The organism is Edaphobacter sp. 4G125, assembly GCF_014274685.1.
In the GTDB taxonomy this organism is placed as follows: domain Bacteria; phylum Acidobacteriota; class Terriglobia; order Terriglobales; family Acidobacteriaceae; genus Edaphobacter.
On sequence record NZ_CP060393.1, the window covers coordinates 3,005,097 to 3,030,486 of the forward strand.

The 25,390-nt window shown below is 55.8% G+C and carries 27 protein-coding genes; 21 read left to right on the top strand and 6 right to left on the bottom strand.

What is annotated here, in order from left to right:
• Positions 1-860 precede the first annotated feature (860 nt).
• Genes H7846_RS12465 through H7846_RS12475 form a run of 3 tightly spaced genes read right to left on the bottom strand, consistent with a single transcriptional unit; the run spans position 861 to position 6,402 of the window.
• A complete protein-coding gene (locus H7846_RS12465; protein ID WP_186692484.1) occupies positions 861-3,926 on the bottom strand; it encodes an efflux RND transporter permease subunit in 3,066 nt (1,021 codons plus the stop codon).
• Positions 3,927-3,928: 2 nt separating this feature from the next.
• A complete protein-coding gene (locus H7846_RS12470; RefSeq protein WP_186692485.1) occupies positions 3,929-5,119 on the bottom strand; it encodes an efflux RND transporter periplasmic adaptor subunit in 1,191 nt (396 codons plus the stop codon).
• Positions 5,116-6,402, bottom strand: a complete 1,287-nt coding sequence (locus H7846_RS12475) for a TolC family protein (RefSeq protein ID WP_186692487.1) — start codon at positions 6,400-6,402, stop codon at positions 5,116-5,118. Before H7846_RS12475 ends, H7846_RS12470 begins: the two co-directional genes overlap by 4 nt.
• A gap of 62 nt (positions 6,403-6,464) precedes the next feature.
• Here H7846_RS12475 and H7846_RS12480 point away from each other — a divergent pair, with 62 nt between their 5' ends.
• A complete protein-coding gene (locus H7846_RS12480) occupies positions 6,465-6,779 on the top strand; it encodes a hypothetical protein (protein WP_186692489.1) in 315 nt (104 codons plus the stop codon).
• Positions 6,780-7,334: 555 nt separating this feature from the next.
• On the opposite strand, the gene H7846_RS12485 is transcribed toward H7846_RS12480, so the two are convergent.
• Positions 7,335-7,994 carry a tyrosine-type recombinase/integrase gene (locus H7846_RS12485; RefSeq protein WP_186692490.1) on the bottom strand — a complete coding sequence of 220 codons (660 nt, stop codon included), beginning with the start codon at positions 7,992-7,994 and terminating at the stop codon, positions 7,335-7,337.
• Positions 7,995-8,478: 484 nt separating this feature from the next.
• On the opposite strand from H7846_RS12485, the gene H7846_RS12490 reads away from it, so the two are divergent.
• From H7846_RS12490 to H7846_RS12500, 3 genes are read left to right on the top strand one after another with little or no spacing between them, the layout of a single operon-like run.
• The gene (locus H7846_RS12490; RefSeq protein WP_186692492.1) at positions 8,479-9,162 is read left to right on the top strand and encodes a helix-turn-helix domain-containing protein; all 684 of its coding nucleotides are present in this window, start codon (positions 8,479-8,481) and stop codon (positions 9,160-9,162) included.
• On the top strand, positions 9,152-9,403 hold the full coding sequence (locus tag H7846_RS12495) for a hypothetical protein (protein WP_186692494.1): 252 nt from the start codon (positions 9,152-9,154) through the stop codon (positions 9,401-9,403). The genes H7846_RS12490 and H7846_RS12495 overlap by 11 nt, the downstream gene beginning before the upstream one ends.
• A gap of 11 nt (positions 9,404-9,414) precedes the next feature.
• Positions 9,415-9,690 (top strand): DUF6036 family nucleotidyltransferase, encoded by a 276-nt coding sequence (locus H7846_RS12500; protein ID WP_255460997.1) that lies wholly within the window; start codon positions 9,415-9,417, stop codon positions 9,688-9,690.
• A gap of 77 nt (positions 9,691-9,767) precedes the next feature.
• Here H7846_RS12500 and H7846_RS12505 read toward each other — a convergent pair whose 3' ends face one another.
• Both H7846_RS12505 and H7846_RS18160 read right to left on the bottom strand, forming a co-directional pair.
• Positions 9,768-10,511, bottom strand: coding sequence for a toll/interleukin-1 receptor domain-containing protein (locus H7846_RS12505; RefSeq protein ID WP_186692497.1), 744 nt, complete (start codon positions 10,509-10,511; stop codon positions 9,768-9,770).
• Positions 10,512-10,598: 87 nt separating this feature from the next.
• Entirely contained in the window at positions 10,599-10,865 is a 267-nt protein-coding gene (locus tag H7846_RS18160) for a helix-turn-helix domain-containing protein (protein ID WP_370561246.1), read from the bottom strand.
• 501 nt (positions 10,866-11,366) lie between these two features.
• Here H7846_RS18160 and H7846_RS12515 point away from each other — a divergent pair.
• The 17 genes from H7846_RS12515 to H7846_RS12595 all read left to right on the top strand — a co-directional run bounded on the left by H7846_RS12515 (position 11,367) and on the right by H7846_RS12595 (position 25,390).
• A complete protein-coding gene (locus H7846_RS12515; protein WP_186696359.1) occupies positions 11,367-11,684 on the top strand; it encodes a hypothetical protein in 318 nt (105 codons plus the stop codon).
• A 14-nt stretch (positions 11,685-11,698) separates the two neighbouring features.
• Positions 11,699-11,962, top strand: coding sequence for a VirB3 family type IV secretion system protein (locus H7846_RS12520; protein WP_186692501.1), 264 nt, complete (start codon positions 11,699-11,701; stop codon positions 11,960-11,962).
• On the top strand, positions 11,943-14,312 hold the full coding sequence (locus H7846_RS12525) for a VirB4 family type IV secretion system protein (RefSeq protein ID WP_186692503.1): 2,370 nt from the start codon (positions 11,943-11,945) through the stop codon (positions 14,310-14,312). The genes H7846_RS12520 and H7846_RS12525 overlap by 20 nt, the downstream gene beginning before the upstream one ends.
• Positions 14,313-14,334: 22 nt before the next feature.
• Positions 14,335-15,168, top strand: a complete 834-nt coding sequence (locus H7846_RS12530; protein WP_186692505.1) for a TrbG/VirB9 family P-type conjugative transfer protein — start codon at positions 14,335-14,337, stop codon at positions 15,166-15,168.
• Between the two features lie 2 nt (positions 15,169-15,170).
• Complete coding sequence (locus H7846_RS12535; protein ID WP_186692507.1) at positions 15,171-16,433, top strand: TrbI/VirB10 family protein; 1,263 nt, start codon at positions 15,171-15,173, stop codon at positions 16,431-16,433.
• Between the two features lie 11 nt (positions 16,434-16,444).
• A complete protein-coding gene (locus H7846_RS12540; protein ID WP_186692509.1) occupies positions 16,445-16,645 on the top strand; it encodes a hypothetical protein in 201 nt (66 codons plus the stop codon).
• An 18-nt stretch (positions 16,646-16,663) separates the two neighbouring features.
• Positions 16,664-17,449, top strand: coding sequence for a hypothetical protein (locus H7846_RS12545; protein WP_186692510.1), 786 nt, complete (start codon positions 16,664-16,666; stop codon positions 17,447-17,449).
• A gap of 8 nt (positions 17,450-17,457) precedes the next feature.
• Positions 17,458-17,706, top strand: a complete 249-nt coding sequence (locus H7846_RS12550) for a hypothetical protein (protein ID WP_186692511.1) — start codon at positions 17,458-17,460, stop codon at positions 17,704-17,706.
• 18 nt (positions 17,707-17,724) lie between these two features.
• Positions 17,725-18,639 carry a type IV secretion system protein gene (locus H7846_RS12555; RefSeq protein ID WP_186692512.1) on the top strand — a complete coding sequence of 305 codons (915 nt, stop codon included), beginning with the start codon at positions 17,725-17,727 and terminating at the stop codon, positions 18,637-18,639.
• Between the two features lie 162 nt (positions 18,640-18,801).
• A complete protein-coding gene (locus H7846_RS12560; RefSeq protein WP_186692513.1) occupies positions 18,802-19,608 on the top strand; it encodes a VirB8/TrbF family protein in 807 nt (268 codons plus the stop codon).
• On the top strand, positions 19,605-20,573 hold the full coding sequence (locus H7846_RS12565) for a CpaF family protein (protein ID WP_186692514.1): 969 nt from the start codon (positions 19,605-19,607) through the stop codon (positions 20,571-20,573). Before H7846_RS12560 ends, H7846_RS12565 begins: the two co-directional genes overlap by 4 nt.
• Positions 20,574-20,833: 260 nt before the next feature.
• The gene (locus H7846_RS12570; protein ID WP_186692515.1) at positions 20,834-21,022 is read left to right on the top strand and encodes a hypothetical protein; all 189 of its coding nucleotides are present in this window, start codon (positions 20,834-20,836) and stop codon (positions 21,020-21,022) included.
• Positions 21,009-21,467 carry a single-stranded DNA-binding protein gene (locus H7846_RS12575; protein WP_255460613.1) on the top strand — a complete coding sequence of 153 codons (459 nt, stop codon included), beginning with the start codon at positions 21,009-21,011 and terminating at the stop codon, positions 21,465-21,467. The genes H7846_RS12570 and H7846_RS12575 overlap by 14 nt, the downstream gene beginning before the upstream one ends.
• A 101-nt stretch (positions 21,468-21,568) precedes the next feature.
• Positions 21,569-22,516 (top strand): RepB family DNA primase, encoded by a 948-nt coding sequence (locus tag H7846_RS12580; RefSeq protein ID WP_186692516.1) that lies wholly within the window; start codon positions 21,569-21,571, stop codon positions 22,514-22,516.
• 24 nt (positions 22,517-22,540) lie between these two features.
• On the top strand, positions 22,541-22,867 hold the full coding sequence (locus H7846_RS12585) for a hypothetical protein (protein ID WP_186692517.1): 327 nt from the start codon (positions 22,541-22,543) through the stop codon (positions 22,865-22,867).
• Positions 22,868-23,066: 199 nt separating this feature from the next.
• Positions 23,067-23,459, top strand: a complete 393-nt coding sequence (locus H7846_RS12590) for a hypothetical protein (RefSeq protein WP_186692519.1) — start codon at positions 23,067-23,069, stop codon at positions 23,457-23,459.
• Positions 23,456-25,390, top strand: coding sequence for a type IV secretion system DNA-binding domain-containing protein (locus H7846_RS12595; protein ID WP_186692520.1), 1,935 nt, complete (start codon positions 23,456-23,458; stop codon positions 25,388-25,390). Before H7846_RS12590 ends, H7846_RS12595 begins: the two co-directional genes overlap by 4 nt.

The following is a 25,390-nucleotide window of genomic DNA, read 5'->3' on the forward strand; positions in this document are numbered from 1 at the left end:
GTCAGACTCATCCCAATAGTTGCAATAGTTAACATTGCCATCTGCTGAACAATATTCGCCTGATGACTTTATCGTGTCATAGCTAGAACTGGCAGGGGCACCATCAACCGTCCAGCGGATGCTGCCATTCGGCGGAACAGTTCCCCCATAACAGGTATAGCTATCGTGCTGCTTACTGCAAAAATAGCTTTTGTAGCCGCTGCGTCAAGGATGCGTGGCAGCGTGGGCATGTCCGCATCGGCAATTCGCTGGTAAATCCCAGGTATCAACGCGAGCAGTACTTTTCCAGCGGTGAGTGAGGAACACGACGGCACGCACAGCAGCGAGCCACAGTAGTGTGTGGCGAAAGTAACGCCCTTCATTGCGAGCGAATCCATGTACGGGGTCTTAGCGACCTTATTACCATACGCACGGGTGATGGCCTAGCTGTGCTCGTCGGACATAATCCAGAGAATGTTAGGCTTCTTCACGGCCTTCTTAGGCACTGGCGAACCCGGATTCGCCAGCTACGACTGTGCGAATCTTCCCCAGATCAAACTTCATGCCTGTTCATGCTCCAGATGTAAATCGCTTCCCAAAAGGTCCGCTGTACCCGAAACCAAGTCATGCATATCGCCTAACGACTCCGAATTCAACGATCCTGCCTTGCTACATTAAAAAATGAGCATCGTTGACGACAAGAACGTGTTGCCGGGATGAAGTACCGTCCCTGGGAACTGCGAATGATTGGGTGAGTCCGGAAAGTGCTGAGTTTCCCGGCAAATAAGAATTGCACTTCAGCCATTGCTCAAAGGGAACATAGAGCCTTCGTTCAGCAAAATCGAGAATCTCGGATGCTTGCTGAAGCTCACAATTGTTACTCATTCACGCCGTTGTCCAACCCATTGATAAAGCGCGGGAAGAACCAACAGCGTGAGCAGCGTCGAGGTCACAAGTCCTCCGATCACCACCGTAGCGAGGGGGCGCTGCACTTCCGCACCGGCACCATGCGAAATTGCCATTGGAATGAAGCCCAAGCTAGCCACAAGCGCCGTCGTGAGAACAGGCCGTAGCCGAGTTTCGGCTCCCTGTTCTACCGCCGATTCAATTGGAAGGCCTTCATGTCTTAGCTCCCGAATGTAGGTCAACAAGACAATGCCGTTCAGAACGGCGATCCCGAAGAGCGCGATGAAGCCGACTCCGGCAGAGATACTGAAAGGCATTCCACGCATAAGAAGCGCCGCTATACCTCCGGTCGCGGCCAAAGGAATGTTTAGGAAGATCAACAGTGCCGGAAATGCGGACTGAAAATTTAGGTAAAGGAGCACGAAAATGAGTGTCAGGGCGGCAGGCACGACAATCATTAATCGCTGGCTCGCGCTTTGGAGCTGCTCGAATTGTCCTCCCCATTCCAATTGATAGCCATTCGGAATCTTCACTTTGGTGCCAACAGCCTTCTGTGCATCTGCAACAAAGCTCGCCAGGTCGCGTCCGCGGACATTCACCTCCACACTGATCCGGCGTTGTCCTCCCTCACGACTGATTTGCGCCGGCCCTTCCTCGTCTTGGATATCAGCCAATTGAGCAAGTGGAATGAAATGGCCCTCCGTATCTCCTACTCGCAAATTACTTATGGCGTCCACCGTCGAACGTTGCTCCTCTGGGAATCGCACCTGCAATGCAAAACGGCGGTTGCCTTCCACAATCTCCCCAACTGGCTTTCCTCCGATCGCTTCGATGGTGTCCAGAACATCGGAAGCGTCCAAACCGTGACGCGCCAGAGCATCGCGGCGAAGATGGATGCGGAGATATGGCAAGCCGGCAACGCGTTCAGCACGTACATCCGCTGCTCCTGAGACCTTGCTTACGACTGCGGCGATCTGGTCTGCCTTCTGGCGCAACACTTCCAGATCATCTCCGAAGAGCTTGATTGCGATGTCACTCCGCGAACCACCTTCCATCAATTCCTGCATCCGCATCTGAATCGGCTGAGAAAAACTGTAGACCGCTCCCGGAGCCTCTGCCTCCAACCGTTTCTTCATTGCGGCGACGAGATCGCTTTTACTGAGCTTCTTCGGCCACTCATCAGAAGGCTTCAACGTGACATAGACATCGCTCTGGTCGATTGCCATGGGATCGGTAGCGACTTCAGGACTGCCTGTGCGACTGAAGACTGTCGAAACTTCCGGGAATTCGCGTAAGACCGTCTCGATGATCTCGTTCCCATGCAGCGATTCCGTCATGGAGATACCGGGCACACGGTACATCTGAACCAGAATCGAGCCTTCATCAAGAGAAGGAATGAACTCCGCACCGAGAAACGGAATAGCGATCAAAGAAATTGCAAAAATGCCAACCGCAATTCCCGATGTCCAGCCCGGATGTCCCAACGCACGTTGGAGCAATGGACGATACCATTGATCCGCCTTTCGCATGAGCCAAGTCTGCTTCTCGGCAACGTTTTTCCGTAAGACATACCAGCTCAATACCGGCATCAGCATCAACGCAATGACAAGCGAAGCAAGCAGCGCGAACAGGACCGTTGCCGCCATTGGTTTAAACATTTTCCCCTCGACGCCACCCAGTGTGAGGATTGGAATGTAGACAAGGACGATGATCAAGACGCCAAAGAAGATCGGTTTGGCCACCTCACGGGAGGCAGCGAGAATGACATCGCTGACCTGCTCCTCTGGCTTCTTCTGATGCAGGCGACGGAGGATGTTCTCGATGATGACAACCGAACCGTCGACGATCAAACCGAAGTCGATAGCTCCCAAACTCATGAGATTGCCGGAGACCTTCGCTTGAACCATGCCGATGAAGGCGACCAGCATCGACAACGGAATCGCGAGGGAGACTACAACACCAGCCCTAAAACTTCCTAACAGCAGAAGCAGGACTGCAACTACCAAAATGCCTCCTTCGATCAGGTTGCGTGTCACCGTACGAACAGTTCGGTTCACCAGGTCGGTACGATCATAGAGTTGCTCGATCCGTATGCCATCGGGCAACGTCTTTTGGATACCGGCCAAACTCTCTTTCACTCGGCTGGCAGCGGCACGGGAGTTTTCGCCAATCAGCATCATGGCGACACCAATAACGATTTCTCCCTTTCCATCCTGAGTTGCAAATCCACGGCGCACCATCGGCGCAAAACGAACGTTGCCGATATTCCGGATGAGAATTGGGGTTCCGGTTGATGAGTTGCCGACGACGATATTTTCGATATCGGACAGACTACCGATCAATCCCTCCCCGCGAATCAGCGATTGTTGTTCCGACCGCTCCAGGTAAGCTCCTCCGGCGTTCGCATTGTTCTTCGAAAGCGCCTCAATGACGCGCCGCAGCGGTACATGGTATCCGGTCAGTTTGTCACTATCCACTGCGACCTCATAGGTCTTGAGCTCGCCTCCTTGACCATTCACCTCAACAATGCCCGGAACGCCACGGAGCTTGGGAGCAATATCCCAATCAAGGATGCTTCGCAACTCCATCGGGCTCCGACCGGAACCTGTAACCTTGAATTGATAAATCTCTCCGAGCCCAGTCGAAATCGGCCCCATCTCTGGTACACCCACCTGAGAAGGAATAGCCTCTTTTGCCTGAGGGAGACGTTCGTTGACCAGCGTTCGACAGAAGTAAGGGTCCATGCCGTCCTGGAAGTAAATGGCGACGTAGGAGAGACCGTACTTCGACGTAGACTGGATACGCGTGATTCCTGGCAGACCGCGCATGGCGGTCTCGACTGGAAAGGAGATTAGTTGTTCTACTTCCAGTGGGGACAGACTTGGAGCACGGGTCAACACTAAGACCTGGTTTGGCGTGATGTCTGGCTCAGCATCAATGGGAAGATTGCGCAGGGAGATCATTCCCAAGATCGCAACAAACACGGTTGCGAGTAGCACAAGAATGCGAAAGCGAAGAGCGAGCTCAACAAGACGTTGCATGGTTACTCCTCCCCCAATTCGCCGCCAGCCAGAATCGATTTCAAGTGAAATGCACCCTGGGTGACTATGGGTTCTCCAGCCTTCAAACCACTGACAATCTCAGTCATGTCACGGACGGTGACGCCCCGTTCGACTTCCCGCTTCTCGAACTGAGTGGGCGAGCGACGTACGAAGACAACGTTCTTGCCCTCGACTTGTTGCAGGGCGCTCGACGTGACAGCGATCGCTTGTTTGCTGAAGTTTGTCGGCAACTCGATGTTGACGAACATGTCGGTCTTTAGCCGCATGTCGCCGTTGTTGACTTCGCACCGGACGCGAGCTGTTCTCGTCTGTGGATCGAGGACATCGCTGACGTACGCAACGCGCCCAACGAAGTTTTCTCTGGGATAGGTATCGACCGTGATGAATGCGTCCTGGCCAATGCGAATCCGTCCGAGGTCTTTCTCATACACTTCTGCCTGCACCCAGACGTGGGAAAGATCGGCAACGGTAAAGACCGGCCGGCCGGCATCCACCACGTCTCCTGGCGACGCCATGGCCTTCGTGACTACACCGGCAAAGGGCGCTTTGAGCGCCGTCTTGAATGACCCACGACCCTGTTCATCGGACACACCAAAGCGACGAAGCCGCAGACGGATGCTGTCGATCATAGCCTGTTGCGACCGGATGTTGGCTTCTACACTCGCTTGCTCTGCCTTGCTCGATTCATAATCCTTTTCGGCGCCTGCGCCGACATCTGCAAGGCGACGACTCCGCTCGGTCTGGCGGGTCGCCGGGATCAACTGCGCCTTCAGCCGCTCCAGATCAGCATGGGCCGACTGCTCCTGCGCAATCAACTCACCCGCTTCCACATTGTCAAAGGTCGCGAGAATCTGGCCTGCTTGGGCGCGGTCTCCCACTCTGGCATAAACCTCAATAATTCGACCGCGAGCCAGCGGCCCCACTTCGCCGACACGGCTATCGATCGGTTGGACCGTCCCTGTGACGCGGAAGTATTCCTTAAGCTGGGTCAACTCCGCAGGCACAGTCAAAAGTCCAATGTGCTGCTGTGCCGGAGTCATCATCTCGACGAGATTGTTTTTGTTGGTTGTCTCCGACTGGGTGGTTTCGCCTTCATCCTTCGGGGCGTTCTTACGATTGCAGCCGGTGACGAGTAGAGCGACACAGGCAAGGGCAACAATCAGATTTTTCATGGAAGGTTTCCTCCTACCGCGCGTTCCAGCTCGGCGTGTGTTCGGGCGACATCGGCTTGCGCATCGATATAGGTCAATTGCGTATCCACGAGACGCCGCTGTTCATTGAGAACATCAAGCAGGCGTAGTTGCCCCAACCTATAGGCTTCGCGGATGACAGACAGATTGGCGGCAGATGGGTCCAGGACTCCTTCCCGAAGCATTTGCAAGGAGTCTTGGGCGGTTCGCCAGTTTTGGTATGCGGACTCCACTGCAAGCGGAATAGTTCGATCCAGATATTCCCGGCGTAAGCGAGCGCCTGAGGAACGAGCTGCCGCCGCCTGCACACTACCTGCCCCACTGCGACTGGTACGTAGGGGGATCGAGACGCCAAATTTCAATATGTCGTCCCGGTCACGCAATGGACTGAGTGTGCCGCTGGTGTTAAACCCATACAAGTCGTCGAACTGACTGTTCTGCCGGGTATACCCGGCAGAGAGCGTCACATTCGGCTTAGCTTCTGCCTTCGCAAGTGCTATCCCGGCGACCTCTTGCTCTTCCTCCATCCGCGCTGCCTTCAGGTCGGCCCGACTCTCAAGAGCCTTCTGTTTTAGGGCATCCAGTTCAACCGTTGTCGGCACAGAAAAGTCCACATTCGGGATGGGTGTTGCCTGCTCCAATCCCACTAGGCTGCGCAACTCCAATTCTGCCGAGACAAGGCGCCCTTGTGCACTTCTTCGTGAAACCTCGGCCCGGCTTATCTCCACCTTGAGAAGATTTGCCTCCAGCGGTGCGACATCGCCTTCTTTCACGCGCGCTTCGGTGAGCCTCAACATCTCCTGATTGACTGCAATCAGATCGTTCAGGACCTTCAACTTGCGCTGTTCCGCGAGCACCTCCGCATACGCGGTCTTAATCTCGAAGCCGAGCTGCACGACACGGGCCTGGTAGTCCGCCTCCGCGATGGAGATCGCGTACTCAGCCACTTGGACACGCTTCCCACGTTTGCCGAAGGTCTCAACTAATTGGGAGTAATCTGCGCCGTACTGATCTTCTCCCAAGGTCCCGAGTGGTTTTCCCGTAATACCTGTCAAGCCGAGTGTTGGAGAAGGCCGGACACCAGCCTGTCGTTTGAGACCCTGGGCTTCTGGTATCCGCTCTCGAACGGCGGCGAGATCTCGATTATTTTGAATACCTGCACGCACCAAATCGTCCACCGTAAGAATGGTGGAAGCCGCTTGCTGCGCCTTTAGTGCTGGCGTCAGCAAGAGCAGTGCGCACAGGAAGAGAGTTCTTCCCTGCATACACATCTCCTAAGTTGTCTTTGAGGTCGAGTGTTGACGCGAGATTAGGAGAGTTGGGGAGGGTGGTCGATGGCGGCAGGACTGAACAGGGGCTGTTCGACAGCCATTTCGGGGGTAGCTGGAGTGATTGTTTCCTGATGTATCAGTACGACAGGCTTGACGACAACAACATGCGCGCAGCAGCACAAGCAGTTGTCGCACCCGCCCGGCACCCGCACCTGCTCTTTATTATGATTCTGCACGCCAGAGGAGATGTAGCAGTCGGACGAGGGCAGGAGATCGCACGCGAAAATCTCGACGGATGCAAAAAGCACCAACAAGATCGCCGTCACGCGGAACGCTCTGGAGACAAAGCCCACGTATCTATGGTGCCATAAATTTCTGATGCGCGGGTCGACGCGTCACGAATGGGATACGAACAGAACTTGCGAGTGCGCCCGCAGCTTGAACGAGGGGGAATAAGGAACAGACCAGCAAATAATTTTCGAAGGCTTCCCTATCGCCGAAGCGGAAGACTCACTGCGATTGTCATCATAGAGATGACACTTCCCTACCACTCAATTGAGTCGATAGGACAAGCACGGAAATCCTACAACGCCTTCAGACCATTCAAGACAACGGAATTCGAGCCCCTCAGAATTCTTGAAGAATCGCCTGTTGCGATCGAAGCGCAGGTTGAAATTCGGAAGCTAGCCCAATGGACTAAAGAAGAGCTTCAAACGGATACATCACTAGGCAACCACAGCGATTATGGCAGTCAATAAGGGACAAAATGGTACTAAAATGACCCGATTTTGGTGCTTCATTCGACGGAAACGCCCAGAATCATCAACTCATTAGAAAAATCGCCTGAACTGCAAAACCTTTATGCGCAGGTTCGATCCCGCCCTATGCTGCTCCAGGTTTCACAAGCGGCCTGCTAAACGGTTTGACTAGCAAATCCGTGACGTGCAAGCCCTCGTAACCATTGGTAGACACACCAACCAGAGTAGTTTGAGGAAGTAACCTGAGACGAAGTTCCTAGCCGCCGTGCGACGCAGATCGTGAAACAGGAGATTGGGGACACCCGCAAACTCACATGCCCTTTGCCATAGTTTGGTGAAGTGTTTGACTGCCTTTCCATTTGGCCGTGTAAAGACGGCGGCATCAGACCCCTTGCCTCCTACACAAAGAGTCAAAAGCTCATGGACGCGAACGGTCATTTTGACTTCGCTGCCCTTCTTGTTTTTCGTTCTCCCCGGGTGCAGGCGAATCGTTCGCAGCACAAGGTTGACTTGATCCACTGTGAGTTTGATAAGTTCACCGATCCGCCAGCCATACGTCTTCCCAACTTCGACGATTGCCTGAAACCAAAGTTGAGGACAGTAGCTCAAAAGCTTGTCATATTGCTCGTCCTCAAGAAAGCCCTGCCGGACATTATCTTCTTCAAGCTTCGGAAAATGCGGAATGTAATACACCTTGGGCGGAGTCGCTTGATACCAAGCCGAAACATCCGCTTCAACGCGGCCGCTGGACGGGGCAACGCTTTCAGTGCATCGCTGAAGGAGCGGCGGATTTTTCGGGATGAGTGGAATCTCGGACAGAATGGACAAAGTCAGTCTCCAGTCTGGAACCGACGGTGTCGTAAGTTTTTGATTCTATGGTGCCGGGAGGGGGGGTCGAACCCCCACGACCGCAAGGGTCGGCGGATTTTGAGTCAGTTTTCGGGCATTTTGCATGAGTTTGCACTGGGCCGCAAAATGCCGCACAACTACCTAATAATGAGCGGTTTATAGCCGAAATTGACCTTGCACCCGCTTGCACTGAAATGCACGAATTTTGGCAACGAACAGCCACCAAAACGGCCACCACGGCGTTTCGGCGGACTTTTTCTCAGATTTATTGGGGTTTTCGCGCCTCCAGGTGCCATTTGGTGGCTGTTTTGGTGGCTGTTTTAGGCTTCAAAGTACTGACAATAAGCACGTTGTGAGCGGTCACACTTTTGGTGGATTTTGGGAGAAATACGCCTTGTTTTGAGGGTGGCTGTTCCAGTCCTCCGAGGAGGTCTTTTATAACATCTATTGTTATACTAATGGTGTGAACGGCAGTGATCTCAAAACGGCTCGCACCACTTCGAACTGGACACAGGCAGAGGCCGCCAGTCGACTTGGTGTCACGCAGGCATATCTCTCCATGCTGGAGCGTGGAAGTCGGCCTGTCTCCGATGACCTCGTTCCCACCGTTCTTCGTGTCTTCTCACTGCCTCCGACTGCACGTCCACTGCAGACCACTAAGAGCGCGGCTCCGGGAGAAGAGTTCTTCAAGGCGTCTTTGGGTGAACTTGGATATCCGGGATTCGCTTACCTGAAGAGCCGTCGGCTTTTGAACCCTGCCGAACTGCTGCTGCTTGCACTCGACAGTGAAGACCTCGACGCGCGTGTGACGGAAGCACTGCCGTGGCTTCCTTTCCATTTCCCTAATTTGGACTGGGCTTGGCTTGTCGCCGAAAGCAAGCTAAAAGATCGTCAGAACCGCCTGGCTTACGTGACACTCTTAGCGAGCGATGTGGCGCAGTCTCGTAGTGAGGTGAAGCTCGCTGGAGCTTTGCAATCTCATGTTGCAGGTCTCGAACGTTCCCGTCTTGCAAACGAAGACACCCTCGCGAAACAATCCCTGTCGCAAGCTGAACGAAAATGGCTCCGCACTCATCGTCCTGCAAATGCAGTGCATTGGAACCTGCTCACCGACCTGAAAGCTGAGGACCTTCAGCATGTCTTCTAATCCATTCCCTCCCGAGCCTTGGCATTCATTCCTGAGCGATCTTGACGGGTCTCTAAACTCGACTGCGCGGTTGGACTGCATCGGAGGGTTTGTTGTCACGCAGCTATATGGGCTCGCCCGGCCAACCGCAGACGTGGATGTCATTGAACTGGCTCCCAGAGAGGCTTCCGAAACCCTGATGGCGATCGCGCTACAGGTGGGCCACTTCATCGGAAACATCGTATTTACCTTGATCGTGTAGGCGTCGCAGCCATTCCCGAGAACTACGAAGAGCGATTGACCGAGATGTTCCCCGCCTCGTACAAACATCTGCGACTGATGGCTCTCGATCCATACGACATTGCACTCTCCAAGCTCGAACGAAACAGCCAGAAAGACCGCGACGATGTTCGGTTTCTCAGCCGCATAATCCCTTTCGATCTTCAACTCCTTCAGCAACGTTATGACGAAGAGCTTCGCTGGCAGCTTGGACGGCCCGATCGTGAAGATCTGACGCTGAGGTTGTGGATGGAAATGCTATCGGAATAGCGAAATCGAACATTGGGTTATGAGCGACCCGGCTCACGTATGTTGTTGTTTCTGGCAATCCTTCTCACCAACGGCTGCTAGTTTATGGGAACTTCGGGAAACAGGGGCAAGAGCTCTTTCAGTTTTGCTGCTACGGCGGGCATTGGTGACTCTTTCGTGTCCATTCCGCTTCTAGATGCGAGCATCGGGCTGACATCGCGAAGCTCGTCGTAGGTCACACCGTGAACTATGGGGATGAGCTGATCACGCGCGAGGAGCGCCGATAGTTCCTTGTCGGCGATACCTTCACTTTTTAGCCGCTTTAGCAAATGTGGCGTGACCAGCACGATGCCGACGCGCGAGTTTGCGAGTCCGCGGTCGATCTCCCGCATGAGCGGAGCGCCGAGCATGACATCCTTCTCGCTGAACCAAACTTTGACACCTTTCGATTCCAGCAAATCATGCAGTTGCTTAGCATCCCCGGCGCGATCGTCCCATGCGTGGCAAAGGAAGATGTCGCGTTTGTCAGGCTTCGGGCCAAGCCTCTCCAACGCCTCCCGAAACGGGGTAAGGGCTCTGACTTCGGCAGGGGTGTAGCCAACCGAAGACCCTACCGGTGACCAGCGTGGTCTTGCGCTCCCACCCGAACCGCCTCCACTTCGTGCGCTTCCGGAACTTCCTGATGAGCCGGAGTAAGACGAGTACGGACTGGGCGAGTAGGAGGAACTGTACCCGCCACCCCAACCACCATACCCTCTGCTATATCCTCCGCCGCAGGCCGGGCAGTTTGCGCGCCCGCTCGCAGTGCGGTGACCTTCTCTAGGTGCTGTGCATCTTGCCATGGGCAAAATAATACGCCGGACGGGAAAATCTATGGATATTTGTCGAGGTTCGTGTGAGACGTTGGAAGTGAAATGTCCAGCGACCGTCTATCCCTTTAAGAAGAAGTCCGCTGACTTTCCATAGAGTTCGGCAAGTTGAAGCAATTCCATCACGTCGATACGACGTTCGCCTGTTTCGCATTTCGAGAGAAATGAGTGTGAGAACCCTAGTTTCGCCGAAACTTCTTTCTGATTTAATCCGGCCTCTTGCCTTGCCACGATCAAACGTTCGAGGATAGCGTCATAGGTTTCTTGAAACGGAGCAGTGCGCGCTTTCCGCGATCTCCTGATTCCGGTCTCAGCCCTCATCCCCATCTTTCAAGTTTGGGTAGCGACCTATAGAATCCCCTAATAAGGGATTCGCTTTGCAAGGGAGATGCGTGTGGCTAACCAGATGATTGAATGCCCGGAAGTTGCTGGGAAAACAGTCGAACGCCTGAGACTTGCCGACAACGACCTTGGCGGTCAAGAGCTCCACTTGGAGTTCATTGACGGCACAGCATTCTCTCTGATCATCGAGCCTAAAACGACTCGCCAAGCGCGCCTAGTAGCGCAGTCCGATGGGACCATTCAGACTCTGCGGAACTACAGTGAATAGCTCTACTATTCCCGCGAGGAATAGTGACAATATCAGAAGTTATTGGACTCAAGGTTCCAACGAACCGTAGGTTTGCGCCATGCTGACTTGCTCAAGTTAGCGGAGGTGCAAACGTGATTCGTTCCTACCCCCAACTCAGATCGGTTGAAGGCACCGTTCGGTTGCCATTTCGTCTAGGCTCTTCCCATCGTGTTCGCCCGCTTCGTAAGGTCAGTCGGGTGATCGTCAAGCAACAGGCTTACCGTGTCCTTCGAGTCCTGTTCCCTAGCCTGGTTGCTCTCTCCTTCGCCACCGCTGCCCACGCACAAGGAACGATGGACTTCTCTGGTGCGCAGACGTTAATGGGCACCTTCAAAACATTCGCGATGTACGCAGGTGCTGTCATCTGTCTGGGCGGCCTGATCTTCGCTGGCATTCGCATGATGTCAGGGAGGTTCCAAGACGCTATCCCAGGTCTGTTCGGCGCGCTTTTTGGTGCCGGTGTTCTCGGATGGGGAGCTGGCTGGATTGGCTCGCTGACCGGGCAGTCGATGTAGGAGGTGCATCGACTATGGCTCGCCGGGGAGAACCGCAACCGATCAATCAAGCGCTGAATCGACCGAGAGCCAAACTTGGACTCGATCTTACAGCATGGATGGCGATCTCATTCGTCTGCGTTGCGGTTTTCCTCGTCGGCTTTCGTCTGCTGGCGATGATGGCCTTTCCCACGCTCGCTACCGCCGCGTGGCTCATCATCCGCAAACACCCAAAGATGTTTCAACTGTATGGCCTCAGCCTCAACCAAAAGAGCTACTATGACCCGCGCAAACAGTGAACAACTCAAAAACGTTCCGTGGTACGCCAAAGCTGGAGCAGCATGCAGCATTGTGCCGATTGCCCGCTTTGTCGGTGACAACATCTTCGCTCTCAAGGGTGGCGGTTATGGATGCTTCTTCCGACTTTCCGGCGTTGATGAGGAAGGGCTCACCGACCAGGAGCTTGAGTCCCAGCTTCGCATGATCGAGGGCAGCTTGCGTGGCCTACCCGAAGGCGCGGCTCTCTATCAGTACACACGGGTGCGCGCTGGATTTCCCCTACCACGTCAGAGCAACTATTCCAATCCAGTTACGCAAGTGTTCGTCGAGGAACGACTCCACTTCCTTGAGTCGAGTGCAGCGTTCAGAAGAATCGACCTCCACTGGTGCTTGACCATCGAGCCGTCGCAGGTCAAGGCATTTGAGAAGAAGCCGCAAGAGAACGCAGCCCAAACTTCACGGCTACTTGCCGAATTGCAGAAGACTGCCATGCTCCTTGCCGGGAACCTCAGCAGTTCCGTCGGATTGGAGCTGCTTGGCAAACAGGATGTGTTCCGTTTCTTGAGCTATCTGTTCAATCTTGAAGATTGGGTCGAAGCCGGCGAGCTGCGAGATGACACAGGCGTTGACCGACAGGTTGTACAGAGTCCCGTCTCGTGGGAGAGCGATCATCTGCGCATCGGCAAACGGTTCGTGCAGATGTACTCCCTCAAAACCACACCCGAGGCTTCGCGGCCCTGCCTCTTTTCAGACTTGCTGACGCTTAATTGCGACAGCATCCTTTGCTCCACATGGAGACCGAAGTCATCAGCGACGGCACGTAGAGAGATCGACCAGCAGGAGAAGTTCATCAGCTTCTTCAAAGTTGGCGTGCTGTCTCGTGTGATGGCCGGGAAAGACACGGCCTCACTGGATACCGGAGCCGGAGCGAAGGCCGCGAACAACGCCGTGGACGATCTGAGCGATGTCATCCGCTCTCTGGACAAGAAGGCGCAAGGTGAGTTTTCTCTTCGGCTGCTTATCGCAGCACGCAGCCAGGCGGAGCTTCACTCCATCTCTCCGGCTGTGCATCGCGTCTTCGTCGAAGCACGGGCTCAGATCATGGAAGAGACGCTTGGCAATCTCTCGGCGTTCTATGCCATGTTTCCCGGTAACGGGAAGTTCAATGTCTTTCCGATGTGGCTAGGCGAGGATCACCATGCGCGCTTGTCTTCGATCTACGCTCCGAGTCTCGGCCACGCGCACTCCGAAGACCTTGACGCCGAATATCTCAACATCTTCGAGACGCGCACCCGGACACCGTTTTTTCAGGATGTCTATGTTGAGGGCGTCCGCGTGCAGCTCATCCTCGGACCCACGGGCTCAGGTAAATCCGTGATGGGCAACGCCACGATTGCTCATGAGCAAAAGTACGGCGGCTTCACCTACATCTTTGATATCGGCGGCAGCTATGAGAGCGTTGTAGAGCTGTACGGAGGGCGCGTCGATCGCATCGGCAAAGACGGCCCGCGCGTGAACCCGTTTACGCTGGAGCCCACCGAAAGCAACATCCAGTTTCTCTACAGCTTCATCAAGCTCCTGCTCACGAACGGCGGCGCGGAGCTGGAGCCCGAAGACGACGATGTAGTGCATAAGGCCGTGCAGGATATCTACCTGCTTGATCCCTCCAATCGCAGACTTGCGAATCTTTACCTCCCGAAGAGGCTCGACCGGTATCTGTCGAAGTGGATTGGCAAAGGCATCTATAGCGCCATCTTCGACAACTTAGAAGACAGCCTTTCGCTCTCGCGAGTCCAGTGCTTCGACTTCCAGGGAGTCAATAATTCGCAGTATGCAGACCTGATTGAGCCGTTGATGGTGTGGCTCCTGCGGCGCATCAACGACGTTCTGTACAACCCCGCCAATCTCGGTGTGCCAAAGCACATCCTGATTGAAGAGCTCTTCTCTTCCATGAAGAACAAGCAGCTTTTGGATGCGGCACTGGCTTCGATCAAGACCGTCCGCAAGAACCTTGGCGGCGTGACCATGATCGGCCAGTCCGCCGAGGACCTGGGAGCGAATGCCGACAGCATCGTGAACTCCTGCACATCATTCCTGTTCCTGCCCGATGCGACCTTCAATCGGAAGCGCTATGCAGAGCTGTTCAAGATGAACGACCAGCAGCTCGCGCTCTTCGAGAGTCTTCAAAGTCGCGAGGCGCTGTACATCCGCCGTGATGGTCTAACGAAGGTCGTTCGCTTGAATCTCGACAATCGCAGCTATGCTGCGTTTTCCACTAAGCCGAAGGATCGTGTTCGGCGCTCCAAGCTCATCGCCAAATATGGACTCTCCGAGGGCATTGCTCGCTTTGCTCAAGGTGAGACCGCGTAACCGAAACGAAAGGACACGAACCATGAAGCCCCTTATTCCCATTGCCGTCGCCCTCGGTTTCTTCCACGGAGGATTATCTGCCGTCGCTTCAGGTCCAGAGCATCCTCTCCGGCCAAGCGCGCAACGGTCAGTCACAGTCATAGAGTCGCAGGCTCCCCCTGTGGTTCGTGCAGGGCTTCTGCAATCGACGCTGATTGTCTTGCCCGCCGAGGAGAAGGTTGCAAACGTCTTCGCTGGCGATACGGTTGATTGGGTGTTTGATGGCGGTCACGTGGCGAGCCGCTTTATCAGCGTGAAGCCGAAGACCGCTGGCACGTCGACGGATATTCATATCGTGTCCGACCACGGGAACGAATACACCTTGGAGCTTCGCGAAATCTCAGCCGATGCCGACGCGCACTATGACTCGAAGATCCTCATCGAGCCGGGCGACAAGGCCGCCAAAGAGAAGCTGACGCAACTGCCTGTGTTCGTGCCGGCCGCCGAGCTGGAGAAGGCAAAACAGGACGCCGCCGCTGCGCAGGCTGCACAGGCCGCCACCCTGAAAGCCGAGCAAGGCAAGGAAGAAGCCTATCGCAGCCAGTATCCCGGCTCGCTCCACTTTGACTACACCTGGGATGAGAAGAAGGGCAAAGAATTTGGATTGCAGCAGATTTGGAGGGACGACAAGTTCACCTATCTTCGCGGCCACTTCCAGGAGACGCCCGCCCTTTACGAGGTGAAGGACAAGAAGCCAAGCCTCATCAACTTCGACTTCGCCAATGGCCTCTACACGGTGCCCAAGCAGGTTGACGCCGGTTATCTCGCCATCGGCAAGCAGCGCGTGGATTTTCACCGTGACGCGGAGGTGAAGTAGTCATGGCCGATCAGAACGAGAACATCCCCGCTACCGTCCCCGACCAGCCTGAGTCAAAGCCTCCGCTGCGCAAGAGTATGCCTGTCGTGATTGCGCTTGTCGTGATTGTTGCGTTGGTTGGCATAGCGAACATCTCCAGTCTGCTCAGCGGGAACAAGCGTTCCGCGCCACAGAGTGTTTTGACGATGAGCCCGACGACCCCGAATGCTCAGCAGGTGTCGAGCTTCCAGACACAGCAGCAACAACAGGCACGCCACGATGCCGAAGAACGGCAGCGCCAGCAGGAACTGGCCGCCGCGATGCAGCAGCTTCAACAGGATCAGGGTGTACCTGGCCCCGAGGCAGCCAATACGCCCCCGATGACGCCTGCGCAGCGTGCGTCCATCTACGGAGAAAGCTTGAACGCGCCACAACATACCTCCAACGTCTCCGAAGCCCAAGCCGAGGCGAAGCAGCGGCGGCTCGCCATCGAAAAGCAGAAGCAAGATGCGCTCAATAGCGATACGGTCGCCATCGACTTCTCTCATGCAACGAACGCCGCCCAGCCGGTTGCCGTCCAGGGTGCTAAAGAGGAGGACGTTGCGAAGGCGAGCGGCGAAGAGGTTATCGCCAAGCCAGCCCCCAAGGACGGTACGACAAAGACCGATCCGATGTCCGGCTACCCGTTCGACCAGTATCAGGGGCAGCTCTACAGAGTCTTCGAGGGAACCGTGCTGGAAGGCGTTGTCACCAATCACGTCGATGGGGGCCTTGCAGGACCGATCCTCGTCATGCTGACGACGGATTACTACTCACACGATCACCAGCAACTTCTCATGCCGCAGGGCACACGCCTAATTGGAAGCGTGCAGAGCGTCGGCAACGCGCAGCAGCGCAAGATGTTCGTGACCTTCCATCGCGCCGTATGCCCGGATGGCTTTTCTCTCGACTTCGACAAATACCTCGGTCTCGATCAAATCGGCACAACAGGTCTCGCTACAAAGGTCGATCACGGATACCTGCTTGCCTTTGGCGCAGCCGCCGCGATTGGTGGTTTGGGTGGACTCGCGCAGATTGGGAACAACGGGAGCGTTTTTACGCCCTCCACCGAAATCCGAAACGGCATCTCTGAACAGTCCGCCGCCGAAGGCGAGCAAGTGCTGAATCACTTCCTTAACCGCTTGCCCGTTATCACGCTCAAGGAAGGCTCTCGCGCTCGTGTCTATATCGGGAGGGACATCCTTATTCCGTCTTACGCCCAACATCGCGTAGATCCCACTCTCTGAAAGGAGGCAGCATGATTCTCACTCACACGCGCTATCTACTCACCGCCGGAGCCACAGTGTGCTTAGGAGGAACCCTGTTCGTCGGATTGGGTGGCCTTCCTTTACTGGCGCGTGCGAGTGAATCTTCGCTTGAGTTTGTCGGAAACCTCATCAGCGGCGTCCACAACATCTCCCTGGACCGGCTTGATCCGACGTATCCACGTTGTTTCTGAAACGCTCTGGAGCGCTCCATGAAACTGAACATCACAAAACGGCGCAGATGGCTTATCGGAGGCGGGCTTCTACTCCTCACCGCGACGCCGAGCTTCGCTCTCTTCGGAATCGGCGATATCGTCTTCGATCCGACGAGCTATGCAAGCCTTGTCTCGCAGCTCACCACCATCGAGTCGCAATACAACATGCTCAAGAACAACATCGAGCATTTCTCCGTCAAGCAGCAGTGGCAAACCACACTGAATGCTCTGAAGAACGTGAACGTCGCCAATATGTTCGGTGAGACAGGCGGCATGACGATTGCGTTCAACTCCAATTCGGCATCGGCTTCCAGCACCGCGTGGAAGACGGCCACAACCCCGATGAGTTCCAACGTCACGAGCTACCTCCAGGGACAGCAGCTTGGAAGCGCTCAGATGTCGCAGCTTGCGATGGTCGAGATGTCGGACTCCATCTCTCCCGATTGCATTACAGCCGTCGGGTCCTATCGTGCGGCAAGAACCCAGGACACAGCGGCGAATAGCAGCCTGACAGCCAACCAGCTTGACGGCACGAGTACGACCAACAGCGAGGTTCAACAACTCAATCTACTCAACGCTGCCGAGGTGCAGAAGTTGAGCGAGATGCAGAACCAGGGTGCGATGCAGGCTTGCCTCGCTTCGCAGATGGCTGTCGGCAACATGGAACGTCGCAATGCCGCTGCGACCGACCTCAACACGGCTGCTTTTGTGCAACAGCAACGCTCTACAAACGACGTGAGCGCGGCGAACGAGAGCAATACCTGGCAGACCTACTTGCCCTGAGAGAATCCATGCTGAAACTTCTCAACACGAAATTGTTGATTGCAATCCTTGCGGCGCTAGGCGTCATCGCCAGCGCCGCCATTTACCAACGCCACGAGACCGCGAAGGCCGCAGCGATCCTTGAACAGCAGCAACGCGATGCCGAGCGACGGAAGCAGGAAGATGAAGCGTTCCGCAAGAAGGTCGAGGCGGATAAGAACCGTCATAACTCTGCTGCCGGTAACGAAGGACAAACCTGGAAGAGCTACATCCCTTAATCCTCTCGGGAGACTGTTATGAGCATCGCCGTTCTCGCACAAGCAATGCCGACCGCCAGCGCAGGTATGAATTGGCTGTATCAGTTCACCAACAACCTGACGAATCTCACCACGCAGAATGGCGGCGCTTTGACGCAGTTGGGGGTAGCAGAGCTGAGCGCCATTGCGTTCTTCAAGCTGGTCAGCATGATTGTGAACTGGAATACCAGTGCGATGACGCTGCGCTTTCATACACACCCCGTGCGTGCTGGCGAAATGGTGAACTTTCTGATGAAGCTCATCATTTGCAGCCTGCTCATCAACTATTGGGTCAACCCGTTCCCCGGCGCGAGTTTCGGCATCAATCACTTCTTTTCCTACATCGCCCAGGCGATGGTCGCCGTCTTCGATCAGAATTCACTCGACCAGCTTCTACAGCTCATCAAAACGGCAGGCGACGGCACTTCTATGCCGTCCTTCACAGCGCCAGTTCAGATCCTTTGCTACATCCTCGTCCAGCTCATGCTTGGACTCGCTTCCGCGATCTTGTTTGTCATCAACTGCAGCGCCTTCATCTTGTACGGTGTGACCGCTCTATTCGGTCCCGTCTTCGTACCGCTCCTCATGACGCAGACCTTCAAGGCGAAGTTCTTTCACTTCCTGGATATCCTGATTAGCTTTGCGATGATCCGGGCGGTCGCCGCGGCATTCATTTACGTCTGGGCTGGATTCCTGAATGGCTTCCTCCAGCAGACCTTCAATGGCAACTATTCGATGGATATGTGGATCGCGAATTTGATTCCTTGCTTAATGGTTTTCGTCGCGTTCATCATCAATATGTTGTTCATTCCGAGCATGACGCAAGCGATCTTCGGCGGGGCAGCAGGATTGACATCTGCTCCAATGCAAGCCGCCGCAGGGATTACAGCGCTCGTAGCAAAGGCCGGTGCCTGACCATGTGGAACTTCTTGTTAGCATTCTTCTCCGCAAGAGCCGTTCGTAGATCCCGGCCCGTCCGAATGGTGGTCATGGCCCTACTATTCGGCTGCTTCATCGCTGGTCTTATCTACGTCTATGTCGTTCTCCAAGCCGTATCGGAAAGGAACAACACGCACCATGTCAGCACACACAGCTCACATTGAAACTGCGCTATCACCCGAGCACGCTTTGCTTACCGACCGGATCGGCAACGAGGTCTATGCGTCTCACTACTCGGAGCGCAAAGCCTACCGCTTCATCATCGGTTGTGGAACGGTTCTCCTCTGCGGGTCGTCCTGGTTGAACTTCTCTTTGGCCCACCGGCCCATCGCCAATAGGTATATTCGCATTGACGAGATGGGGCGCGCCCAGGCGATTCAGTACACGGACCTCAACTACAGTCCGCGCGAGGGTGAGGTTCGCACCTATCTGACCGATTGGGCGAATTACCGTTTCACCATCAATCGCGAGGTTATTGCGAAGAAGTACGCGCTGAACTACTACTTTCTTTCGCAGCCGCTCGCCGCACAGTTGATGGCGTCTGACAATCAGACTCATCTCGTCTCTCAAGTAACTGGCGGCCAAATCGAATCGGGCGACGTTCAGGTGCGGAATGTCACGATCACCTCCATGTCGGAGGAGACCGTCCAAGGAACGCTTGTAGCGCGTGGGACGGCACTTCTCACACTCGACAAACTCTATTCGGAACAGACATCACACCAGCCCCGGACGGAGCATTGGCTGCTGTCTGTGACGTACTACCTGAACCCAAAGCAGGTCAGCGATCAGGCTAAGATTTATCCGCAATACGAGTTCATCAATCCGCTCGGTTTAACCATCACGGAGTTCCACGAAAATCGAGTCTCCGTGGACATCGTTTCGCCTGGCGCTGTGGGCGGGAATCCAAACGCCTCCGCCCAGCCGACGACCGGAGCTGCGCGATGAGCTTTGAGCTGATACTTCCGTTCTTTCCCGACGAGCTGCGGACGCTGTTGCTCGACCCGTCTATCTCCGACTTGATGATTAACGGGACCATGGGAGTGTTCGCAGATAAGGGTGGCTTAGTGGAGCAGATCCCGCTCTCCGCTCCTTACACGAATGACCGCCTGCAGGCCGCCATTGAGCGGGTGGCCCGCATCCTGGGGCAAGACCTTACACAGCAAAACCCCATCCTGAATACACGTATGCCGGACGGCTCTCGTGTGGCCGTGGTTGGCTCTCCTTCGTCGATCAATGGCCCCACGCTTACCGTCCGCAAATTCAATCGTTGGTTTACCAGCGATGAGCTGGTCGCCAGTGGTAGTTTGCCTTCGCTAATTCGCGATGATGTCGTGAACCTCATCCTGAAGCGCAAGAACGGCATTATCAGCGGTGGAACCGGGTCGGGCAAGTCCACGTTGATGAAGGCGCTGCTTGACCATGTTCCAATGCATGAACGACTCGTCGTGATAGAGCAACCGGCCGAACTGAAAGTAGCCCATCCGAACGCAGTTCGCTGGGAGGCTGTCGCCGCGATCCCAGGCCAAGTCGCCATCACACCGAGCCAGTTGGTGGCAGCAGCTCTACGCCACCGACCCGACCGCATCATCATGGGTGAAATCCGCGACGAATGCGGATACGACTTGCTGCAGGCAATGAACACCGGGCACGGCGGAACGCTCTCCACATTGCACGCGGATTCCGCCGTCGATGCACTGGACAGACTTGCAGACATGGCTCTCAGTGCAAGAACGAACTTGAATCAGTCTTTCGTCCGGTCGCAGACCGGCAAAGCCGTGGACTTCGTATTGCATTGCGAGCGCGATCCCATGGGCCGCCGCAGAGTCCGGGAACTCGTCACCGTCTCCGGTTACAGCCATGCGGAACAGTCCTTCGTCACCGAGGAGGTCTATCGTGCCTCCGACGCCTGATGCGCGGGCTTTCAGCTAACGAATCCACTCCGAACTGAGGTTACTTCCATGCTTCTTTCTACGGCTTCTGTAGCCGTGTACCCCAACTCGTCTCTGAACACGCCCAACATGGCTAATCGCGCAGTTTTCGACGTGCTGTGCAGATGCTATTCGGGGTGCTCAAGCCGTTGCTCTGCTGAGGTGGAGGCTCTGACCGTTGGCGTGGTGTTCAGCCGGGCTTACGGTCGCGGGAAGCGTGGAGATTTTCTTGGTTCAGCGGGGTGTCATCCGGTTCGTATCCCGTCCTCTGCACGGGGTCACGCTTCGGGCCTATCCGCCGCCCTGCGGCAAGCTCGCTCTTCTGCTTCCGCTACGCGGCCCTGCGGGTTACGGTTTCCAGCTTCGCCGGACCCACCGTAAATGCAGAGCTTCGGCCTTGGGAGGCGGGGCACTCGCTTGGCTTCGCCTAGTGTGACCCGAGCAGGATACGGGAAATACAACGAAACGGAGATCACCACCATGTACCTGAACAGAGCAATCCTTATGGGCTTCCTCGGTAGCGACGCGGAAGTACGCACCGGCAAGAACAACCAGAACTTCACCACGTTTTCCATTGCCACCAAGCTCTCGTACAAGAGCAAAGAAACCGGCGAATACGTCTCGCATACCGAATGGCATCGCTGCATCGTCTTCGGCAAGTTCAGCGAGTTCGCAGCCACGCTCAAGAAGGGCGCTCACATCCAGGTCGAGGGTGAAATTCGCCACACAGAGTACACCCCGAAGAAGGCGAAGAAGCCGGTACGCAGCGACAGCCTTCGGGTGACTTCGATCCTCAAGCTGGACCGGGCCGAGAAGGCTACCCCGGAAGAGCTTGAGTCGGAGCCGGTGACGACTGACGAGGACATCCCCTTCTAGGGATGGTCCTCATGGCTTTGGGAGTCCGGCACAGACCGGACTTCTTCGACTGCTAGGCCTTGGTATCGCGCTCACAAAGCAATACCGCACGGAGGGATTCGATGAACGAAATCGCCAAAGACTTTCTCGCCCGTTGCTTCGCTCCGGGTTCCACCATCGCTCTCCTGCTGCGCACGGTGATTCCGGCTAAAACGCAACAGCGTGTCGTGATGCTTGAGCAGGCACTTGCGCCTCGTTATCTCGGCTGGCTCGCGCATGAGAACCGTAACGGCGCGAACATCTATGTGGCTGCCAATCCGCTTCGCTCTGGCAGCCGGAAGCGCACAAAAGACTCCATCGCTTCCGTCCGTCATGTCTATCTCGACATCGACGAGGACGGCGATGCCCGACTCGCTGCGCTGCGTGCATCGGATGCGGTGCCTTCGGCCTCCGCAATCCTCTCCACTTCGCCCGGCAAGTACCAGGTCTTCTGGCGCGTTGAAGGATTCGACTTCGAGTTGCAGGAGATCACTCTCAAGCAGCTCGCCACTGTCTTCGGCGGCGATCCTGCCTGCACCGACTGCAACCGGGTGCTTCGCATCCCCGGCTTCGTGAATCGGAAGTATTCTCCCGCTCACACCGTCACGGTCGAATATCCTTCCAACGCCCTTGCACATCCGTCGGACTTTCAGTTGCCGAATGACATGACGGATGCCGCACTGCAGCTTCGCGGAACTGCGCGGGCTATCGGATCACGGAAGGACAGCCACTCAGAAGCAGATTGGGCATGGGTTTGCCATGAGCTTGCGCAAGGCAAAGATGCCGGCAAGCTGACGCATGAGCTGGCTTCGCGCCGCTCGGATAAGCCTAACCCCCTCTATTACGCCCAGCGGACTGTTGACGTGGCATCCGCCCGTCAATGGCTCCTTGAAGGCGCTCCGATTGACGACGTAATCACGGTGCTTTCGGAGCGTCGTCGTTTCGAGCTTCCCACCGCACTTTGCTCCGCTCGTGCGCGGGAGATTGCGGCCACCGCACAGCGGCTGGTCGCTCGCAGAAAGATCGCCTAATTCCAACCCCAAAGGAGAACACAAATGCCGTTGCTTGAAGTCACACAAACCCGCCACGTAAGCGCCTCTATTCGGCTCACCGATTCCACCGCCAATCAGATCGATCAGTACGCTTCTTTCATCAGGGCTTCTGCTGACGAAGTCGTTGAGCAAGCAGTCGCCTATGTGTTCTCCAAAGACCGCGACTTTCAAGAGTTCTTGAAGTCGCCGGAAGCGCAGCGGATTACGCCAACGCTCCGCGTTCGTCGCGGCAATGCCAATGATGCTGCCGAGTCGAGCACGAAGAAGCCCGTTTCCTCAGCATCATCGACGGCACAGACACCTGCATCAGCGGCGGGATCGAAAGCATGATCCCGCTCCTACATCTGTGGCAGGGCCACAGCGGCGCTTTGCGCCGGAAGAAGATTGACACTCCATCCCTACTAGGGTTGCGTTTGGAACCCGATTGGTTCCATTGGGAACCATGCAGAAAACAACGAGGTTGCCGTCATACGCAATTTCCTGCATTTCCATTAGCAACCGTACTTAGACCGTGCCTTGAGAGGTGACTATGCCTACAGAAACACTTGGACTTCACGCGCGTCTCCAGAGGATTAAGGGCCGTGAGACCCGCAGCCAGAGCATAGCTACTCGCTTTACCAAAACAGAAGAAAAGACGTTGCTCCGCGTCGCCTCAGACCGAGGGATGAACCTACGCGAATGGTCACGCGATGTACTCCTGTCGGCAGCCAGAGGCACCCCGCTCAGAGACGAAAGCGCACTCTTCGCGGAAGTCCAGGCACTCCGGCTCCTTCTTATCAACACTCTGGAGCCGCTTCTGCGGGGCGACAAGATGACGCCGGAACAGTTCAAGGAGATGCTTCGGTACGTGAAAACCAACAAGCGCAGAGCAGCAGCGGATATGCTCGCCAGCTACGCAGAAGGGGCTACGGAACAACCATGACCGACACAAAATGGGGACGCAAAGAGACCATCGTCCGCCCGCCTCACTATCCCGTGTACAGCTTCGGAGCCGTCTTCATTTCGCTCTTCGTCACCGTGCTCTGCATCTATCTTCACTTCGCGTTCGCGATGAGTCCGCTCCAGCGATACTACGTTCCGTGCTACCTCGAAACTGGCTTTCTCGGCACCATGAGGCAGAGCAGTGAGTATCAGCTCGTCACGGTGGCCGACCGCCAGCAACACAGCCGGCCTGTCACCGAAGCCGATGTACAGCCCGGCTTCACGCCGCAGCCAGTAGGCAAGCCTATCCCGCTCGCGCTCTCGCAAGCCGCCCACTCTTCGGGAGTCGTTTACCTCTATCGCGGGGCAAAGGTCAACTACCAAAATCGCCACCTCCACATGTATCTGCGGCGTTTCGTCTATGCCGGCGACAGCTTCCTTGCGATCTTTCGTGTACCGCTGTGGTCCGGGCTGGTGGTGTTCCTTTTGCAGCTTCCATTCACAGTCCACAAGGATGTCCGCAGACTGAAAGAGATGAAGTACGGACGCCTGTTGAAAGGCCCCGTCATGGTCTCGCCCAAGGCATTCAATCGGGCCATCAAAGGTGACGGAGTTGGTTTCCGAACCACCGAATCCAAAGACCTCATGCGTATTCCGCAGCGTGCCGAGGGCCAGCACATCGAACTGATGGGCGATACCGGAACGGGTAAGACCCGGCTCATCATGCAGCTCCTCGTGCAAATCAGAGAGCGCGGTCACTCCGCTATCGTGTACGACCCCGCTTGTGAATTCGTTCAGCGATTTTACGACCCCAAGAACGACACCATTTTGAACCCTTTGGATGCCCGTTGCCCCTATTGGGGGCCGTCCGAAGAGCTACGCCGCCGCGCCGAGGCGAAGGCCATTGCCGCTTCGCTCTATCAACCGACGACGGACAAGAAGGGCGAGTTTTTCACGGAGACGCCGCAGAAAATCTTTGCTCATCTCCTCACCTTTGGCCCCAGTCCGCAGGAGTTGGTCGAGTGGATGGCGAACCCAGACGAGATCGACCGTCGCGTCCAGAACACAGAAATGGCCATGATGATTGCCAAAGGCGCGCAGCAGCAGCGCAACGGTGTCCTGGCATCGCTTGGCTTGATTGCGGACAGCCTGCGGATGCTCCCGAAGAAAGAGACGGCACACGCCCGATGGAGTGCAACGGAGTGGGCGGAAGAACGCAAGGGTTGGATCTTCATTACCTCGAAACCCAGCGAACGGGAAGCCTTGCGGCCGCTGCACAGCCTCTGGATCGACCTGCTTGTGTTGCGCCTGTTGAACGAGCCGAAAGAGAGCCAGCATCCGGTGTGGTTTGTGCTGGACGAGCTGGCCAGCTTGCAGCGATTGCCGCAGCTCCACACCGCCATCACCGAGAACCGGAAATCGAAGAACCCTTTGGTGCTTGGCTTCCAGGGCAAGGCCCAGCTTGAAATGATCTACGGCCACTTGGCCGAGGTTATGTTGTCGCAGCCGACGACCAAGATTTTCCTGCGTACAACGGAGCCCAAGGCTGCTGAGTGGGTATCGAACGCCATCGGCAAAATCGAGATCGAACGTCTACGCGAGACACATTCCACCGGCCTCCGTGCGGGCAACAACTTCAGTCTTGAGCGCCAGGTCGAGCCTTTGGTTCTGGACTCGGAAGTTGCCGGCTTGCCCGACCGGCACGCCTTCATAAAGCTCGGAAACCACGTCTCCCGCTTCGCCTTCGACTACTGGAATATCCCCGCGACCCAGCCGGCATTCGTACCGCGTTCGCTCGAAGATGACGACCTTACATTCGAGCCGATCACGCTCACAAAGAAGCCGACGAGGTCTGCGCCGACGACCGATGCAGGTGTCTCCGACACTGCCGCAGATGACCCAATCGAAACCGGATTCTCCTTGGGTGACTGA